This is a genomic window from Sphingomonas sp. ASV193, assembly GCF_040203355.1.
Classification (GTDB): domain Bacteria; phylum Pseudomonadota; class Alphaproteobacteria; order Sphingomonadales; family Sphingomonadaceae; genus Sphingomicrobium.
In genome coordinates, this window is the sequence record NZ_JBEHBW010000002.1 from 1 (window position 1) to 16,046 (window position 16,046).

Annotated in this window: 15 protein-coding genes; 4 read left to right on the plus strand and 11 right to left on the minus strand. The window is 68.1% G+C overall.

Features of this window, described 5'->3' with window-relative positions; all coding sequences use genetic code 11:
• Nucleotides 1–807 precede the first annotated feature (807 nt).
• Nucleotides 808–1,962 carry an isovaleryl-CoA dehydrogenase gene (locus ABDK56_RS03865; RefSeq protein WP_349806828.1) on the minus strand — a complete coding sequence of 385 codons (1,155 nt, stop codon included), beginning with the start codon at nucleotides 1,960–1,962 and terminating at the stop codon, nucleotides 808–810.
• Nucleotides 1,963–2,069: 107 nt separating this feature from the next.
• Between ABDK56_RS03865 and ABDK56_RS03870 the strand changes: the two genes are divergently transcribed.
• Complete coding sequence (locus ABDK56_RS03870; protein ID WP_349806829.1) at nucleotides 2,070–3,254, plus strand: thiolase family protein; 1,185 nt, start codon at nucleotides 2,070–2,072, stop codon at nucleotides 3,252–3,254.
• Between the two features lie 56 nt (nucleotides 3,255–3,310).
• Nucleotides 3,311–3,784, plus strand: coding sequence for a hypothetical protein (locus ABDK56_RS03875; protein WP_349806830.1), 474 nt, complete (start codon nucleotides 3,311–3,313; stop codon nucleotides 3,782–3,784).
• Nucleotides 3,785–3,823: 39 nt separating this feature from the next.
• Here ABDK56_RS03875 and ABDK56_RS03880 read toward each other — a convergent pair whose 3' ends face one another.
• The 7 genes from ABDK56_RS03880 to ABDK56_RS03910 all read right to left on the minus strand — a co-directional run bounded on the left by ABDK56_RS03880 (nucleotide 3,824) and on the right by ABDK56_RS03910 (nucleotide 12,254).
• Nucleotides 3,824–4,276, minus strand: a complete 453-nt coding sequence (locus tag ABDK56_RS03880; RefSeq protein ID WP_349806831.1) for a RidA family protein — start codon at nucleotides 4,274–4,276, stop codon at nucleotides 3,824–3,826.
• Nucleotides 4,277–4,399: 123 nt separating this feature from the next.
• Nucleotides 4,400–7,612, minus strand: a complete 3,213-nt coding sequence (locus ABDK56_RS03885) for a hypothetical protein (protein WP_349806832.1) — start codon at nucleotides 7,610–7,612, stop codon at nucleotides 4,400–4,402.
• A gap of 240 nt (nucleotides 7,613–7,852) precedes the next feature.
• Nucleotides 7,853–8,341, minus strand: a complete 489-nt coding sequence (locus ABDK56_RS03890) for an SH3 domain-containing protein (protein WP_349806833.1) — start codon at nucleotides 8,339–8,341, stop codon at nucleotides 7,853–7,855.
• Entirely contained in the window at nucleotides 8,341–9,747 is a 1,407-nt protein-coding gene (locus tag ABDK56_RS03895; protein WP_349806834.1) for an NAD(P)H-dependent flavin oxidoreductase, read from the minus strand. The genes ABDK56_RS03890 and ABDK56_RS03895 overlap by 1 nt, the downstream gene beginning before the upstream one ends.
• A 116-nt stretch (nucleotides 9,748–9,863) precedes the next feature.
• Nucleotides 9,864–10,364, minus strand: a complete 501-nt coding sequence (locus tag ABDK56_RS03900) for a hypothetical protein (RefSeq protein ID WP_349806835.1) — start codon at nucleotides 10,362–10,364, stop codon at nucleotides 9,864–9,866.
• 106 nt (nucleotides 10,365–10,470) lie between these two features.
• A complete protein-coding gene (nadC, locus tag ABDK56_RS03905) occupies nucleotides 10,471–11,331 on the minus strand; it encodes a carboxylating nicotinate-nucleotide diphosphorylase (RefSeq protein ID WP_349806836.1) in 861 nt (286 codons plus the stop codon).
• Nucleotides 11,332–11,399: 68 nt separating this feature from the next.
• Nucleotides 11,400–12,254: a metallophosphoesterase family protein gene (locus tag ABDK56_RS03910; RefSeq protein ID WP_349806837.1), complete on the minus strand. Its 855-nt coding sequence runs from the start codon at nucleotides 12,252–12,254 to the stop codon at nucleotides 11,400–11,402.
• A gap of 49 nt (nucleotides 12,255–12,303) precedes the next feature.
• On the opposite strand from ABDK56_RS03910, the gene ABDK56_RS03915 reads away from it, so the two are divergent.
• Together ABDK56_RS03915 and ABDK56_RS03920 are read left to right on the plus strand one after the other, a co-directional pair.
• Nucleotides 12,304–13,374: a phosphotransferase family protein gene (locus tag ABDK56_RS03915; protein ID WP_349806838.1), complete on the plus strand. Its 1,071-nt coding sequence runs from the start codon at nucleotides 12,304–12,306 to the stop codon at nucleotides 13,372–13,374.
• A gap of 45 nt (nucleotides 13,375–13,419) precedes the next feature.
• Entirely contained in the window at nucleotides 13,420–14,067 is a 648-nt protein-coding gene (locus tag ABDK56_RS03920) for a cyclic nucleotide-binding domain-containing protein (protein WP_349806839.1), read from the plus strand.
• Here the strand turns inward: ABDK56_RS03920 and ABDK56_RS03925 are convergent.
• From ABDK56_RS03925 to ABDK56_RS03935, 3 genes are read right to left on the minus strand one after another with little or no spacing between them, the layout of a single operon-like run.
• Nucleotides 14,064–14,561 (minus strand): NUDIX hydrolase, encoded by a 498-nt coding sequence (locus ABDK56_RS03925; RefSeq protein WP_349806840.1) that lies wholly within the window; start codon nucleotides 14,559–14,561, stop codon nucleotides 14,064–14,066. The two genes, ABDK56_RS03920 and ABDK56_RS03925, sit on opposite strands and share 4 nt — an antisense overlap.
• The gene (locus ABDK56_RS03930) at nucleotides 14,558–15,235 is read right to left on the minus strand and encodes a TPM domain-containing protein (protein ID WP_349806841.1); all 678 of its coding nucleotides are present in this window, start codon (nucleotides 15,233–15,235) and stop codon (nucleotides 14,558–14,560) included. The genes ABDK56_RS03925 and ABDK56_RS03930 overlap by 4 nt, the downstream gene beginning before the upstream one ends.
• A complete protein-coding gene (locus tag ABDK56_RS03935) occupies nucleotides 15,229–16,026 on the minus strand; it encodes a TPM domain-containing protein (protein ID WP_349807269.1) in 798 nt (265 codons plus the stop codon). The genes ABDK56_RS03930 and ABDK56_RS03935 overlap by 7 nt, the downstream gene beginning before the upstream one ends.
• Nucleotides 16,027–16,046 lie beyond the last annotated feature (20 nt).

Consider the following 16,046-nt stretch of genomic DNA (forward strand, 5'->3'; position numbering starts at 1 on the left):
CACTAATATTGCCTTCAAGCGCACATCTACCTCCGCTCATGCCTCACTTGGGATAACATCTGTCTCCGAATGAGCGATGTAATCCTATCGAATTCCTGCTTTACGTCTGCTTTCCACCCAAACTCGCCGCCCGGCCTGTTCGTTCATTAGCGACCACTACGGTCGTTGGCTTGAACTCATCCACTTGAAACATGCGATCGCCGCCCGCGCCAAAAGCTCTCCGACGACCGTTCCAATTGCTGCGGACCAAAAAACGACCATTGCCACCATCCATAGCCAGCTGCCGGAGTCGGCCGCGGGCGGTAAACGGAGAAAGACAACGACGGCGACCAAACTAGAGAGACAGAACGACCATAGGGTGCGCGGCCTGGGCCATCCGATAATCGCTGCTGCGACAACGGCGGTGAAAGACACTAACGCGCTGAGAGGCAAGATGAGGATGGTCGAAAAATCCACGGTCGAGCGATACGACTTCGTATGTCCGCTTTCCACCCTTAGCGGACGTTCCGCACTTTTCGCTGTCCTACAGCCCCCGACCCGTGAGACACTGCGCGCGGCTCTTTCTTCTGCATTGGATTCGCACCCGCCCTCGCCGCCCGGCGACGCCCTCCCCGCGGATTCCGCAGCGTCTTTCCCTCGCTAAAAGTCACGAAAAGGTCCGGGGTGACGCTGGCTTTGTGACCTTAAGGCGGGCCGTCGCGGCAAAGCCGCGCCGTCGGTCCTGTCGCTTCGCGCAGGCCGTCCGCGGCGCCTGAACTCTACGCGCTGCTCCGGCGACGGCTTCGCCGTCGGCGTCGCTGCGCTCGGTCAGGCGCCGATCAATTCCCGCCCAATCAGCATCCGGCGGATCTCGTTGGTCCCCGCGCCGATGTCGAGCAGCTTGGCGTCGCGCATGTAGCGTTCGACCGGCCAGTCCTTGGTGTAGCCCGCCCCGCCGAGCGCCTGCACCGCCTCGCCCGCCACCTTGAACGCCGATTCGGACGCCAGCAGGATCGCTCCCGCCGCGTCGAACCTCGTCGTCTTGCCCGCATCGCAATTGCGCGCCACCGCGTAGACGTAGGCCCGCGCCGAATTGAGCGCGACATACATGTCGGCGACCTTCGCCTGCATCAGCTGGAAATGGCCGATCGGCGTCCCGAACTGCTTGCGCTCGCGCACATAGGGCAGCACCACGTCGAGGCACGCCTGCATGATCCCGAGCTGGATCCCGGCGAGCACGGTCCGCTCGTAATCGAGCCCGCTCATCAGCACCCCGACCCCGCCGTTCTCGGGCCCCATGATGTTCTCGGCCGGGACGAAACAGTCGTCGAACACCAGCTCGCTGGTGGGTGACCCACGCATCCCGCACTTGTCGATCTTCTGCCCGATCGAAAAGCCGTCCATCCCCTTTTCGATCAGGAAGGTGGTGATCCCGCGGCTGCCCTCGCCGGTCTTGGCGTAGACCACCAGCGTGTCGGCATAGGCGCCGTTGGTGATCCAGAACTTGGTCCCGTTGAGCCGGTAGCCATTGCCCGACTTCTCGGCCTTCAGCTTCATCGACACGACGTCCGACCCGGCCCCCGCCTCGCTCATCGCCAGCGCGCCGACATGCTCGCCGCTGATCAGTTTCGGCAGATATTTCGCCTTTTGCTCGTCGTTGCCCCAGCGACGGATCTGGTTGACGCAAAGGTTCGAATGCGCGCCATAGCTCAGGCCCACCGAGGCCGAGGCGCGCGCCACCTCCTCCTGCGCCACGACATGTTCGAGGTAACCGAGCCCGAGCCCGCCCCATTCTTCCTCGACCGTGATCCCGTGCAGGCCGAGTGCGCCCATCTCGGGCCACAGCTCGCGCGGGAATTCGTCGCTTTCGTCGATTGCCGCTGCGATCGGCTGGATCCGCTCGCGCGCGAACCGTTCGGTCGTGTCGCGGATCGTGTCGGCCATCTCGCCGAGGCCGAAATCGAGGCCCGGATACTCGCTCATTTGAAACTCTCCTGTCGGCCCGTCCGCTACCCCGCGCCCGCGATTTGAACAAGCGCGGCGGTCGGCCTATGTGCGCTTCAACCAACCGATTCCGATGGAGTATCCGCATGGCTACCGACCCGACCGTCATCCTGTCCTATGCCCGCACGCCGATGGGGGCGATGCAGGGCGCGCTGGCCGACGTGTCGGCGACCGACCTCGGCGCGACCGCGGTCAAGGCGGCGGTCGAGCGCGCGGGCGTCGACGCCAGCCAGATCGACCGCATCTACATGGGCTGCGTGCTTCCCGCCGGGCTGGGCCAGGCGCCGGCGCGGCAGGCGGCGATCAAGGCCGGGCTGCCCAAGTCGGTCCAGGCGACCACGGTCAACAAGGTGTGCGGATCGGGCATGCAGACGGTGATCATGGCCGACGAGGCGCTCCGCGCCGGCAGCGCCGACCTGATCGTCGCGGGCGGCATGGAATCGATGACCAACGCCCCGTACCTGCTCAAGAAGCACCGCAGCGGCGCGCGCATCGGCCACGACATGGCCTACGACCACATGTTCCTCGACGGGCTCGAGGACGCCTATGACGCCGGCCGGGCGATGGGCACCTTCGCGCAGGACACCGCCAACGATTACCAGCTGACCCGCGAGGACATGGACGGCTTCTCGATCGAGAGCCTCGCGCGCGCGAAGGCGGCGATCGACGCCGGCGGCTTCAAGGACGAGATCGTGCCGGTGACGGTCAAGTCGCGCGCCGGCGAGACGATCGTCGACACCGACGAGGCCCCGGGCCGCGGCAAGCCCGACAAGATCCCTAGCCTCAAGCCCGCCTTCGCCAAGGACGGCACGATCACCGCCGCGACCAGCTCGTCGATTTCGGACGGCGCGGCGGCGGTGGTGCTGGCGCTCAAGTCGGAGGCCGAGGCAAAGGGACTCACCCCGGTCGCCACCATCGTCGCCACCGCCGCCCACGCGCGCGAGCCCAAGGATTTCACCATCGCCCCGGTCGGCGCGATCGAGAAAGTGCTGAAGAAGGCCGGCTGGTCGGTCGGCGACGTCGACCTGTGGGAAGTCAACGAGGCGTTCGCCTGCGTCGCGATGTTCGCGATGAAGGACCTCGGCATCGCGCACGACAAGATCAACGTCCACGGCGGCGCGACCGCGCTGGGCCACCCGATCGGCGCGAGCGGGACCCGTATCCTCGTCACGCTGATCAACGCGCTCAAGGGCAAGGGGCTGAAGCGCGGCGTCGCGAGCCTGTGCATCGGCGGCGGCGAGGCGACCGCGGTGGCGATCGAACTCGCCTGATTGGCGTTCGCGGACGCATGGCTTAGGTTGATCCCGATCAACAGGGAGGATCGACCATGCAAAAATTCGTCTGCCTTGCCGCCGCCGCGATGGCCTTGACCGGCTGCCGGGTCGAGGAAACCAACTCGGCCGCGAACCAGTCGACCGCGGACGCGTTCGCGACGAGCGACCTCAACATGGCGGCCAACACCGCCGCGACGAGCGACGTGAACATGGCCGCGCCCGCGGGTGGGCAGCTGGCGGGCACGAGCTGGACCTTCAAGGGACCGAACGGCGATACGACCGCGACCTTCGGCACCGACGGGCATTATTACGACATTGCCGGGGGCAAACTGGTCGAGAGCGGCACCTACGTCGAGAGCGGCGGCAAGGTGTGCGAGAACCTCGACGGGACGCCGCAGGACGACCATGTCTGCTACACCATCCCCTCGCCGCTGCCCGAGATCGGCAAGACCGGGCAAAGCACGGCCGACGGCAAGACGATGATCGATATCACCCGCGTCGCCTTCGCCGGGAACAAGCCCGCCTGACGGGACGCCTGGCGCTGGCGGTCGGGCTTCGGCTGGCCGTCAGCGCCTGCCGACGTAGGCCTGGCACTCGAGTTCGATCAGCGCGCCCAACGCCAGGCCGTTCACGCCGACGGCGCTTCGTGCGGGCATCTGCCCCGGCTTGAAATAGGTGATGTAGACCGCGTTGAAGGCGGGCCACAACTTCATGTCCGCGAGGAACGCGGTGCAGTGGAACAGGTCGGCGTGAGTCGCGCCGGCCTTCTTCAGCGTCGCACCGATGTTGTCGAGCGTCTGGCGGGTCTGCGCCTCGATACCGTCGGGCATCTTTCCGTCGCTGGTGCGGCCGAGCTGACCCGACAGGTAGAGGATGTCGCCGACTCGCACCGCTTCCGAGAAGGGGAGCGGTTTTCCGTCCATCACCCCCGCCCCGATATGCTCGACCGCCGGGCGCGGCGGGGCGGCGAAGGCGGCACTGGTGAACAGCAACAAGGCGACGAACGGCAAGATGCGCATGATGGGGCCCTCCTGTTGGCGCGCATCACACCGCAAAGATCGCGAGCTGGCAAGCGTGACCGCAGATAGGAAAACGGCCCCGGATTTCTCCGGGGCCGTTTCCGTTCGTGTCAGGCCTTTGCCTTAGCCACGCTCCCCGGCGGGGGGCGGCGGCGGCGGCGGGGGCGGCGGCGGCGGCGGCGGCGGGCAGGTCGCCGTCGCGTCGATCACCGTGCCGTCCGGGCAGGTCTGGGTAGCCGGCGCCGGGGGCGGCGGCGGCGGCGGCGGCGGGGGCGGCGGCGGCGGCGGGGTCATCGCCCCACCGAAGCGGTAGCCCGCGCGGACACCGAAGCCACGCTTGTCGCCGACATCGGCCCACACCGCGAGCACCGGTCCAGGACCGCCGCGACCGGCGATACCGCCCTCGATCCGGCCCCAGGTGCCGCGACCACGATTGTCGAGATCGTAGTAGGTCGCGCCATCGTACAGCGACACCGTGTCCTGACGATGGAACTCGTGGTGGATCGACGCATCGATGTACGGCCCGAGTTCACCCGCGAAGGTCGCCCGGATCGCCGCGCGGCCGCGCGTCGAGGTCGAGTGACCGAAGTTGTAGGTGAAGCCGAAGTCGTTGAGCTCGTCGATCTTCGTGCGAACGTGGCTGAGGCCGATCTTGGCATCGAACACCGTCTCGCCCGGCGTGCCGAAGCGATAGCCGAGCGACCCGTCGAAGCCGAGCGCCTTGAGGCGGGTGCCGTCACCGAGGAAGGCGCCGTCGGTGAACCGCAGCTTGTAACGGTCGTACTTGACCAGCGCCGAACCGTGGAACCCGGTTTCACCGCCGAACTGGCCGTAGACACCGATGTTCCAGCCACGCGCACGCAGACGGTTGTCGAGGTCGTTGTGGGCCTTGGCCTGGCCCCAGCCGCCGGTGATGCCGAGGCGACCACCGCCCATGCCGTAGTCGACGCCGCCCTGGATACCCAGACGGCGGGTCTTGACCCGGTCGTCATAGGTGTAGGTCGTGCCCTGGATCGTCGCCGTGTCGTCGCGATGACCCATCTTGTCTTCGCTGTAATAGACCTGGCCCCAGCCCGACAGGCCGACCGTCGCGGCCGGAAGGTCGGTCTGGTTCTGCACCTCGTCGGCGCTCTGGTACCACAGCGAGTTGGCCATCGTGTTGATCGCCAGCGGGTTGAACACCGCCGCGGTGGGAGTGCCGCGGAGAATGTAGTTGTTGCCCGACTGGACCACCGCGTAGTTCACCAGCGGGCTGGTGTTGCCCGACAGCGTCCCAAGGGTGAAGGCGTTCGAGCCACCGGTGGTGGTCACGATCGTGTCGCCCGGGATGAACAGCCCACCGCTGAGGATGTTGGCGTTCACCTTGGTCGACCCGGTCGCGGTGCCGTTGATGATCAGCTTGTCCGACGCCGTCGCGCTGGCATCGAGCGCCACCGCGGCCGCGCCCGAACCGACATAGTTGCTGTTGATCGTCAGCGTGTCGTTGGCAGCGCCGTCCTTCAGGTTGATCAGGCCCGAGTTGTTGAACACCGTCTGCCCGGTGATCGTCGAGGCCCCGCTGACCGCGTTGACCGTCCCGGAGTTGTTGAACGGAGCGGCAGGCGCGGTGAACGTCCCGGCCGCGAGGTTCAGCGTCCCCGCGTTGGTGAACGAGGTGAAGCCGGTGAGGCCGGCATTGCCCGTCGTCGTGATCGTCCCGCCATTGTTGAACGCGCCCGACCCGGTCAGCGTGTAGCCGGCGAGGTTGAGCTTGCCGTTCTGGTTGAACGTCTCGAGGTTGGCGAACACCGTGTTGCCGGTCAGGTTGATCGTGCCCGCCGCCTGGTTGTTCAGGACGTCGGTGCCCGCGCCGAAATCGGTCGTGCCCTGGGTGTTCCAGGTTCCGCCGTTGACGAGCGAGTCGTTGCCCGCACCGAGCGTCAGACGACCGTTGAGCACACCGCCCGACAGGTTGTTGACGGTCGTGGCGCTCGGCGTCGCCGCCAGCACCGCGAGACCGGTCGAGGCCGCACCGATGGTGCCGCTGTTGTTGACCGTCGCCGCACCCGTGTTGGTGAGGAGGATCGCCTCGGTACCGCCCGTGACGTTGCCGCCCGAGTTGACCGTGATCGTCCGCGCCGCCGTGGTGTCGGAGTGGATGCCCGCCGTGGCGGTGCCGGTAACGGCGCCACCCGCGGTAATCGCCTGGGTGCCAGTCGTCGCCGCCTGGATGCCGTAGCCAGCGCCAGTGACCGCACCGGCCCCGGTGGTGATCGTCGCGGCACCCGTGCCGTTGACGACATGGATACCGATTCCGCCAGCACCGGTCGCGGATGTCGCACCGGCGCCCGTCGTCACGCTAATGGCGCCAGTCGTGCCCGACGCGTTGATACCGAATGCGCCGGTCGAGTTGATGACACCCTGCGAATTGACCGTCGTCGTACCTGTGCCGGAGTTGATGGCGAGCGCACCAGTGCCCGAGGTCCAAGTCTGGCTGCTGGCGCCGGTGTTGACGGTCAAGGCAGCCGTCGAAGCGGCATTGCCGATGGCACCGCCGACGCCGGTGTTCGAAATGCGATCCGTGGCGCTGCCGATCATGCCGTTGTTGACCGCCGTCACGCTGCCGGTGCCGGCCGTCTGAGCGACGACACCGAAGTCGAGCGTGTTCGGGGTGGCCGTGAGGCTGCCGATCATGCCGTTGTTCGTCGCCGAGAGGTTGCCTGCCGACGCGGCGTTGGACTGAAAAGCGACGATGCCGGCGAAATCGGCGCGAACGACGCTCGCCGATGTGTTGGAGATCGTCTGGTTTCCTCCAGCCCCGGTTCCATTGGCAAGAATGCCAACGCCCGAAGTCAGCCCAGCACCAGCCGCAGACGTGACGTTGCCGCCAACGACCGCGCTGAGATTCCCGGTGCCGGTCATGTCGAACTCGAGGCCGTTGCCCGCCGTCCCGAGGTTATAGACGTTGCCAGTGCCGGTGTAGGTGACGTTGGTCGTCCCGGTCGTCGTGGAATTCAGCGCCGCGCTGCCACCGGCCGTCGCCAAGTTGCCCGCGTCGACCTGGACGGTGCCGTTGTTGTAGATTTCGATCGGATTGGCGCCGACATCGGTTTCGGTGAAGGCGAGGCCGTAGCCGTCAACCAGCGCGCCATCGCTGATCACGAAATAGGCGGGGTAGTTGGCCCCCAGGAAAGGATAGTTGCGGTCGTTCGGAACATTGGTCGGCGCCGACGTGTCCGTCGTCGTCGTGCTCGTGCAGGTGAGCGTGTCCGCGGGATTGTTGGTTTGACCGGTCAGGCAGCCGGCCTGGGCCGGCGCCGAGAACGCGAGAAGCGCCCCGGTAATCGCGCTTCCCATAAGCGCTGTCCGTGTACGAAAAGCCATGTAGATAACTCCCCTTTATGGCAGGAACGAAGGCACCAATCCGAGCAAGTGCTCCCGCTCCAACATCGTGGGACTGCGACCGTTCCGGGACCTGAGCGATATCGCGGCCCCCGTTGCAGAAATGTCGCACTCCCGCGGGGCAACTCTAACCCAGAGCGACGGCCATGCCAATGAACTTAATCCAAATTAATGAACTTGGATGGATTTTCGGTTTCAATCAACGACTTCGCCGGGGTCCATGCCGTAAAGATCGGCGCGGGCGACCCACCCGTCTCGCTTGCCGATGGCAATATGGCACCAACTTTCGTCGCAATGATCGATGCGACCGACGACGCCGGGTTCGGCGCGATATTGGATCGGCGACGACGCGTCGGGCTTGACCCGGATCGCGCGCGGCTCGCCCGGCCGGACGAGCGCGGTACGCTTGTCGCTGAGCATGGTCACCAGCATCCAGCCCTGCACCCCGTCGGGGTCGACGATGCGGCGCCAGTTTTCATGCTTCTGGACGACCTTCACCGGCAGGTCGCGGCGCTTGTAGAGCCACACGCCGGGATAGTTACGCGCCGGGCCGGTGCGCATCATCGCCTCGCCGCTGGCAATCGAGGCCCAGTAGGGCGGCTTCTTCTCCGCCGGGTCTCCGGCCGACGCGGCCGATGCCAGCGCCAGCAGGGCAACGCCCGCGACTCCCCCCGCCCGCCGCATCACGCGCCGGTCAGGATCCGGTCGACCAGCTGCTTCACGGTCGGCACGAATCCGTTCGAGTAAAAGGGATCGGTCTTGAACCGGAACGCGGCATGGCCGGCGAACATCAGGTTCTGCTCGACGTCGCCGCCGTGGGCGATGTCCTGGAGCGTCTTCTGGATACAGAAGCTGCGCGGGTCGGCGAGCCGCCCGGTCGAATTCTTCTCATTGTCCGCCCAGGACGAAAAGCTGCAATGCGACAGGCAGCCCATGCAGTCGGCCTGGTCCTTGCGGATCGTCCTGAAATCCTCGGGCGTGACGAAGATCAGCGTGTCGTCCGGCGACTTCATCGCCTCGGTATAGCCGGCCGCGTGCCATTCGCGGGCGTGCTGGAGGTCGCCCTTGGTGACATAGAAATTCTTGCGCGAGGAAACGCCGACGTCGAGCGCGAACTGGTGGTCGCCGACCGGCTCCTTGGTCACCGCCACCTGCCGCTCGCTGCGATGTTCGAGCGCGCGGAGGAACGGGTTGCGCACCGCCGACGAATAGAAGCCGGTCGGCGAGAAGCGGTGGAGCAGCACGTCGCCCTCCTCCAGCGTCATCAGCCGCGCCTTCCATTCGGGCGGGATCGGGCTTTCCTGGGTCAGCAGCGGGCGGGTGCCGAACTGGAAGGCGATCTGCCCGAGCTCGGGATTGTCGATCCAGTCTTCCCACTCGTCGAGCCGCCACACGCCGCCGGCCATGACGATCGGCACGTCGTCCGAGATTCCGCCCTCGCGCATCACCGCGCGCAGTTCCCTGACCCGGGGGTAAGGATCCTGCGGCTGGCGCGGGTCCTCGGCGTTCGACAGGCCGTTATGGCCGCCGGCCAGCCACGGGTCCTCGTAGACCACCGCGCTAAGCAGGTCGGCGACCTTCGAATAGGCGCGCTTCCAAAGCGCGCGGAAGGCGCGGCCCGAGCTGACGATCGGCAGGTAGGAGACGCCGTAATGCGCAGCGATTTCGCTCAGCTTGTAGGGCATGCCCGCGCCGCAGGTGACCCCGCTGACGAGGCCCCGGGTGCGTTCGAGCACGCCGTTGAGGACGCGCTGCGCCCCGCCCATTTCCCACAGCACGTTGATGTTGATCGCGCCCTTGCCGCCGGCCATGTCGTAGGCGCGCTTGACCTGCGCCACCGCGCCGTCGACCGCGTACTGGATCAGTTCCTCGTGCCGCTCACGCCGGGTCAGCGCCTTGTAAACCTGCGGGATGATGCGGCCGTCGGGGTCGTAGCTGTCGGCGTTGACCGCGCTGACCGTGCCGATCCCGCCCGCCGCCGCCCAGGCGCCCGACGACATGTGGTTGGTCGCCGACACGCCCTTGCCGCCTTCGACCAGCGGCCACACTTCGCGTCCGCGATAGACGATCGGCTTCAAACCCTTGAACAAACTGCTCTCCCGAAAGCGAATTGCCGACCATATAGTCGGTCGCACGGATATTGCGCGCAAAAAAAGGGGCGCGACCGCGAACGGCCACGCCCCTCTTTGCTAACGCGCGCCGGGCCTTAGCAGCTCGACGAGGCGATCGCGCCGCCGGCAATCGCGCCGACCGCCGCGCCGATCAGCGTGCTCGCGGTGCGATCCCCCGAGCGGTAATAGCCGTAGCGGGTGTAGTGGCCGCCGCTGCCCGCGGCATTGCCGAGCGCTGCGCCGGCGATCCCGCCGATGACCGCGCCGGTCCCGGCATTGTTGCGGCAATAGCCGTCGTAGCCGTAGCCGTTGTAGCCGTAGGCCGGGTAGCTCGAATAACCATAGTTCGAGTAGCCGTAGGCGGGGTAGCCGTAGCCGTAGCTGCTGTAGCCGTACGACGGATAGGCGTAGCCGTAGCTGCGGTACCCATAGTTGCCGTAGTTGCGGTAGCCATAGTGGCGATAAGCCGAGCCGTAGTAGCGGCCGCCGTCGCGATAGGCGTAGCCATAGCGATCGCCGTCATGATCATGGGCCGAGGCGGCGACCGGGGCGACGACCGCGCCGAGCGCGGCGGTGGCGAGAAGAAGCGTTTTCATCTTGCTGCACTCCGTAAACGGGAAGGTCTTCCGGGCTCGCTGGCGAGTCCTGCCCTCTCGGTGCCGTTAGACGCCTAAGTCACTGACGTTGTTCTGAATGGCTCGTTTATTTCCGTTCATAATCGAAACCGATATCGACGGCGGGCGCCGACTGGGTGATCCGCCCGACGGAGACGAAAGTGACCCCGCTTGTCGCGATCGCGCGGATGGTATCGAGCCGGACCCCGCCCGACGCCTCGGTCGGGACCCGGCCGGCGACGCGCGCGACCGCCTCGCGCAGCTCTGCCGGGGTCATGTTGTCGAGCAGCAGCCGGTCGGCCCCGGCCGCGAGCGCCTCGTCGATCTGGTCGATCCGGTCGACCTCGACCTGTACCTTGAGCCCGCTGTCCGCCGCCTTGGCCGCGCGAACCGCCGCGCCGACCCCGCCGGCGACCGCGACATGATTGTCCTTGATCAGCAACCCGTCGTCCATCCGCATCCGGTGGTTCTCGGCCCCGCCCATCCGCGCGGCATATTTTTCAAGGACGCGCAGCCCGGGGATGGTCTTGCGCGTGTCGAGCAGGATCGCGCCGGTCCCGGCGATCGCCTCGACGTAGCGCCGAGTCAGGGTGGCGATCCCCGACAGGTGCTGGAGCGTGTTGAGCGCGCTCCGCTCGGCGGCGAGCATCGCGCGAGCGTCGCCCTCGAGCTCGAGCAGCTCGGTGCCCGCGGCGACGGCCTCGCCATCGCGGACCCGGCGGCGGACGATCACCGCCGGGTCGAGCGTCTGGAAAAAGGCGATCGCGATCTCGATCCCGGCGACGACGATCGGCTCGCGGCAGTTCATGCTCGCGGTGAAGCGGACGTCGGCGCCGATCGTCGCGCGGCTGGTGACGTCGCCCGCTTCGCCGAGGTCCTCGTCGAGGGATCGCCGCACATAGTCGGCAAGGTCGAAGCGCGGCAGGCTGAACGGCACGGCGTCGGTCATCGTGGGGGCGTCCTTTTCGCGCGAAAACATCGCCGCCGCCTTGGCCGAAGCGGGACGAGGCGACAAGCTCAGGCGGCGTCCTGCTCGCTCGCCGCGACGACCGGCGCGCCGCTCGACAGGTGCCACTGCCCGTCCTCGCGGGTGAAGGTCTCGGTGTCGGCGGGGCGGAACGCGTCGCCCGCCCATTCGAGCACGGTCACCGCGACCGAGTCGCGGTCGATCTCGATCCGGTTGAAGCTCTGTGGCTCGCCGCGCAACCGGACCGAAGTCGCGGTTCCTGCCTGGACCACCAGCGCGCTTCCCGCGCCGGTGGCGAGGTCGCTCGCCCGTGCGACCATGCCGCGATGGTTGTGCCCGGCGAGGAGCAGGTCGACCCCCGCTTCGGCGATCGCATCGAGCGCGCGGCGCTGGTCCTTCATCCCCTTTTCATGCTCGCCCTCGACCGTTTGGGCGAACAGCGGGTGGTGGGTGACGAGCACGCGCGGCTTGGCCGCGTCGGTGGTCGCGAAGCAATCGCGGATATGGTCGATCTGCTCGTGGCTGATATGCCCGTCCTTGAAGGTCAGCGAGCGCGCGGTGTTGATCCCCAGCACGGTGACGTCGGGCAGGTCGACGAACGGGCAGAGCGTGTCGTCGATGAACCTCTTGTAGCGGTTGAGCGGCGACAGGAAGCGGCGGAGGACGTCGTAGAGCGGGACGTCGTGATTGCCCGGCACGCCGAGCACCTCGTGCCCCGCGTCGCGCAGCCGGGCGAGGAAGCGGCACGCCTCCTCGAACTGTTCGGTCTTCGCGCGCTGGGTGAAGTCGCCCGACACGACGACGAGTTCGGGTCGTTCCTCGTCGACCTTGCGCTCGACCGCCTCGACGATGGTGGGATCGTGCGCGCCGAAGTGAAGGTCGGACAGGTGGATGAGCTTGGCCATGCGCCCGACAACCCTTGTCACCCCGATTGAGTTTCCGCATGACCCGCCGATGGACCGGACCGAAGCCAATAGCGGGACGCGCGAGGTCGCCGACCGGCTGCGCTTCGACGAGGCGGCGCTGGCGGCGTGGATGGCGGGACACGTCGAGGGGTTCGAGGGGCCGCTGGCGGTGCGCCAGTTCAAGGGCGGCCAGTCGAACCCGACCTACCGGCTCGATACCCCCGCCCGTTCCTACGTCCTTCGCCGCAAGCCGCCCGGCGCGACCCTGCCCGGGGCGCACGCGGTCGACCGCGAGGCGCGGGTGATGGCCGCGCTCGGGCCGACCGGCTTCCCGGTACCGCGCGTGTTCGCGACCTGCGACGACGAGGGCGTGATCGGCACGCCCTTCTTCGTGATGGACATGGTCGAGGGGCGGATCGTGTGGGAAGCGACCTTTCCCGGCCTGGCCCCGGCCGATCGCGCCGCCCATTTCGACGCGATGAACCGGACGATCGCCCGGCTTCACGCGATCGACCCGGCGGCGGTCGGGCTCGCCGACTATGGCGCGCCTGCCGCCTTCGTCGAACGGCAGGTGCGGCGCTGGTCGAAGCAATATCTGGGCGATGTCGAGGGCGGGCGGGTGCCGGCGATGGACGCGCTGGTCGACTGGCTCGGCACCCACCTTCCGCCCGACAGCGGCGAGGCGCGGATCGTCCACGGCGACTTTCGCTGCGACAACATGATCTTCGCCGCCGACGCGCCCGAGGTGAAGGCGGTGCTCGACTGGGAATTGTCGACCATCGGCGACCCGGCGGCGGACTTCGTCTACCACCTGATGATGTACCGCATGCCCGCGGGAATGTTCACCGGGCTGAAGGGGCTCGACTTCGCCGCGCTCGGAATCCCGACCGAGGAAGACTATGTCGCCGCCTACTGCCGGCGGACCGGGCGCGAGCGGATCGCCAACCTCGATTATCTGTCGGTGTTCGTGATGTTCCGTCTCGCCGCGATCACCCACGGCATCCGCGGCCGGCTGCGGCGCGGAAGCGCGAGCTCGGCGCATGCCGAGGCGACCGCCGCCTATACCGAGCCGCTCGCCGAGCTGGCGCTGGCGCAGGCCAGGGCGGCGCGGCTCGACTAGCGGCGACCCTCGCGCGCGGCGCGGCGACGCGCTAAAGCGGTAGCGATGGGGAGTTCGGCGATCCTGTTCGGCGCGGCGTTCGGCGTCCTGCTGTGCGCGCTGCTGGTTCGCGGCGAGCGCCGGGCGCGGCTCGGATTCGCGCTCGCCGCGAGCCTCGGCGGCGCTTACGGCTGGAATGCTTTTGGGGCGCTCGGCGCGGCGCTCCCCGCGTTGGCCGCGACGGTCGCGCTGGCGCAGGCGCTCGGCGCGGCGGTCGCCGACCGCGGCGCGGCACTGAGCGCCGACGAAGCCGCGCTTCGCGACGGGCCGCTCGCCGGACTGTCGCCGGGCCAGCTCCGCCGCTTCCTCGACCAGGGCGTATGGCTCAACGGCACCGCGGGCGACGTTCTCACGCGCGAGGGCGAGAGCACCGCCCACCTCTATTGGCTCGCCAGCGGCGAGGCGGCGGTCAGCGTCGACGGGCGGACCGTGGCGACCTGCGGGCCGGGCCAGCTGGTCGGCGAGGCGACGGTGCTGACCGACGGCAGCGCGACCGCGACGGTGGTGCTGACCCGTGCCTCGCGGTTCTGGGCGGCCCCGGCCCCGGCGCTCAACGCCTTTCTCGCCGCCAACCCGCCGATCGCCGCCGCGCTCGAACATGGCTTCAACCTCAGCCTGCGCGACAAGCTGGTGGCGATGAACCGCGCGCGCTAGCCCCCCGCGACCCCGAGCAGCGCGAGCAGCTTGACGTCGATCGCCACGTCCCGCGCGCGCGCCGCGGCGACGAACGCCGCGATTCCCTCCCGCTCGACCAGCCGGACGGTCATTCCCTCTTCGGGCGCGGTCCCGGTCGGGCGGACGCCGTGGACTCGCACGAGCGTGAAGCCCTCGCTGACCATGCCCGGCGAGCTGTAATAGTCGCCGAGCCGCTCGACCCTCTCGCCGGTAAAGCCCGTCTCTTCCTCCAGCTCCTTGATCGCGGTCGTCTCGACCGTCGCGTCGGGATCCTCGTCCCCGACCAGCCCGGCGGGCAGTTCGAGGCACGGCCGCCCGAGCGGGACGCGATGCTGCTCGACGAGGATGATCCTGCCGTCATGCCCGGCGAGGATCACTACCGCGCTGACCCCGCCGACGCGGCTGACATATTCCCACTTGCCGTCGGTCTTCACCGACAGCCATTTGCCCTGCCAGGCGGTCCTTGCGGTCACAGCTCGATCAGCTTGTCGGGGATTTCGTTGCTGTCGGTCGCGGTCTTGGGAAAATGGCTCGCGAGCACGCCCCCGACCCGCTCGATCGCGCCGACCAGCCCGTCGCCCGGGCGCCCGGCGCGGACCTCGGCAAGCAGCACCGCCATCGCCTCGGCCCAGCAATCGCCGTCGGCGACCTTCGTCACCGCCTCGTCGCCAATGATCTCGGCACGGCGCTCGCCCGCCGACAGGTAGATCAGCACCCCGGTTCGGCCGATCGTCCGCTTTTGCGCCGCCGCCTTGAACAGCGCGACCGCGCGCCGCCGAACCCGCCGCTCCTTGGTCGCGCCCGGCGTGAGCGCGAGCCGCAGCGGCCGCCACTTCATCAGGAACAGCGTGCCGAGGAACTTCGCCAGCAGCACGCCGAGGACGATCGTGAACAGGGCGCGTTCGCTCGGCTCGGTCCAGCCGCCCGACAGCCGCTCGACCCACCAGTGGAGATAGGCGGGCCAGGCGGCGATCACCGCCATCGCGAGAAACATCACCCCGACCGCATAATGCAGCCCGACGTCGTGATAGCTGTCGCTGACCTCGGTCGCGATGGCAAGGATCTCGCCATCGCTCCGCGCCTCGGCCGCGGCGATCGCGGCGCTGACCCGGTCGCGGTCGGCCTCGGAAAAGACGAGCGTCACCATCCCCCCGATGCGCCCCCGCCGCCGAAACTGCCGCCGCCTCCCGAAAAGCCGCCGCCGCCGCCGCCCCAGTCCGAACCGCCGCCGCTGCTCCAGCCCGAGCCGCCGCCCCCGCCCCAGCCGCCGCCGCCCCAGCCCGGCCCCCAGAGGATGACCGGGCCCCGGCGACGACCGCCGCCGCCGCGCATCGCGCGGAGGAAGGGGATGACGACGAAGAACAGGAAGATGACGATGAACACGATCGCGCCCGGGTCGAATCCGCCGCCGTCGCGGCGCGCCTGCTGCTTTGCCTCGGCCTGCTTGGCATAGGCGGCGGCCTGGTCGGGCGGGAGCGCGGCGACCTTGACGATCTCGTCGACCCCGGCGGTGATCCCGCCGCCGAAATCGCCCGCGCGAAATTTCGGCAGGATCGCGTCCTGCACGATCAGCCCGCTGATCGCGTCGGTGAGGAACACCCGCGCGCCATAGCCCGCCTCGATCCGCACCTTTCTCTCGTTGGGGGCGACGATCAGCAGCATCCCGTCGTCCTTGCCCTTCTGCCCGATCGCCCAGGTCCGCCCTAGACGATAGCCGAAATCCTCGATCGTATCGCCCTGGAGACTTGGCAGCGTCACCACCACTAGCTTCCGCCCGCTCCGCGCCTCGAGGTTTTCGAGCTTCGAGTTGATGTCGACCTGCTGCTCGGGACGGAGCAGGTGCGCATCGTCGACCACCCGGCCGGTGAGCTTGGGAAAGGTCAGCGGCGGCGACTGGGCGATCGCGGGCGTGACGAGCGCGAACAGCGCCAGCCACATTACGGCGAGGAAATGCCGCA